This is a genomic window from Candidatus Symbiopectobacterium sp., assembly GCF_020054415.1.
In the GTDB taxonomy this organism is placed as follows: Bacteria; Pseudomonadota; Gammaproteobacteria; order Enterobacterales; family Enterobacteriaceae; genus Symbiopectobacterium.
In genome coordinates this window covers 1-1,139 of sequence record NZ_JAHWCO010000276.1, presented here as the reverse complement: position 1 = coordinate 1,139, position 1,139 = coordinate 1, and the positions used below count along the sequence as shown (strand labels likewise).

Here is a 1,139-nt window from a genome sequence, read left to right as displayed (position 1 = left end):
TTATCCTGGCAATGAATGTGGAAAGAATGTTTACCGAGATCGATACCAATAAGAGTAACGTTTTCCATGATGGCCTCTCCTGAAAGAAAAACACCCTGCCAGCGTACCGCTCACAGAGTGGGGGTGACCATCTCATTAGGCCCCGCTGTGTTGGTTGACAAGATTTAATGACGCACTAGGGTGTTCAGTTTAGTCCTTACGATATCGATATGCATCAAAGCCACCCGCTGACATCGGCAATCCTTCAGCACATGCGGGATTAGTGGATAGGAGATCGCTTAGATGCTGGTGTGAATAATCAAGATGGGCTGGTGCTTCCGTTAAAATCTCGTCATGCACCGTCAGTACGATGTCGTAGCCGCTGTCCTCCACACCGGGCATATTCGCTGCCATCACATCACGGGCGGTAGCTTGGGTTACGTTCTCTGCCAGCTTGCCTCCGTAGGTTTGCAGGCGTTGCCATTTCCGGCTGTAGGTGTTGATGCCCATGTAGCTGATCTTGTCGCTGTCGTCGATACGTGCGCCGGGATAACAGACCGCCCGGCCAGAGGGAAGCTGAATACGTAGCAAGCTTCCGTCGCGGCGAAGCTTTAATTTGCGGCAGGAAATGGTTATGCCGGGTGTGGTAATGGCGCGCCGGACGGCATCCTCCAGTTCATACCAGAAAGCGGTTATTTCAGAGTGGGCATTGCGCCACAGTCGTTTGAGCGAATCGCAGGTGATAAAAACGGATCTGGATAGCCCAAAGGTATTGTTTTCTTCCTCAGAAATTTTCCACCACTCGACCGCGTTACATCGTATCGATGCGGGTATCTCAGGTAGGGCGATCTCCGCCAGTTCATCCAGATTAAGCCCATAGGCGGCAGAAAAGGTCAAAAAAGCGGCGACTCCTCCCTGATACCCCAGAGCTAATTCGAGGGCCTTACCGATTTGGCGTTGGTCTTTTGATACATCGTCAGGGTTTATACGAAAGGCGGCTTTGTTGAATAAATAGAACTTTTGGGTAATCATCGGAGCAGATCACCACAGTTGTTTCAAAATCAGGTCTCCATGGTAAAACAAAATTTTAAAATCACCAACTGGCCCTCTTATAACAAGGCCCTCAAGCAGCGCGGTTCTCTAACCGTATGGCTAGATGA

Annotated in this window: 1 protein-coding gene and 1 pseudogene; one reads left to right on the top strand and one right to left on the bottom strand. The window is 50.1% G+C overall.

Annotated features, from left to right (window positions below):
- Nucleotides 1-189: 189 nt before the first annotated feature.
- Nucleotides 190-975: pseudogene (locus tag QZ506_RS07980) on the bottom strand (DNA polymerase I); the annotation flags it as partial.
- Between the two features lie 75 nt (nt 976-1,050).
- On the opposite strand from QZ506_RS07980, the gene QZ506_RS07975 reads away from it, so the two are divergent.
- Nucleotides 1,051-1,139, top strand: an 89-nt coding sequence (locus tag QZ506_RS07975; RefSeq protein WP_291970248.1) for a hypothetical protein, incomplete at its 3' end; no start/stop codon positions are given.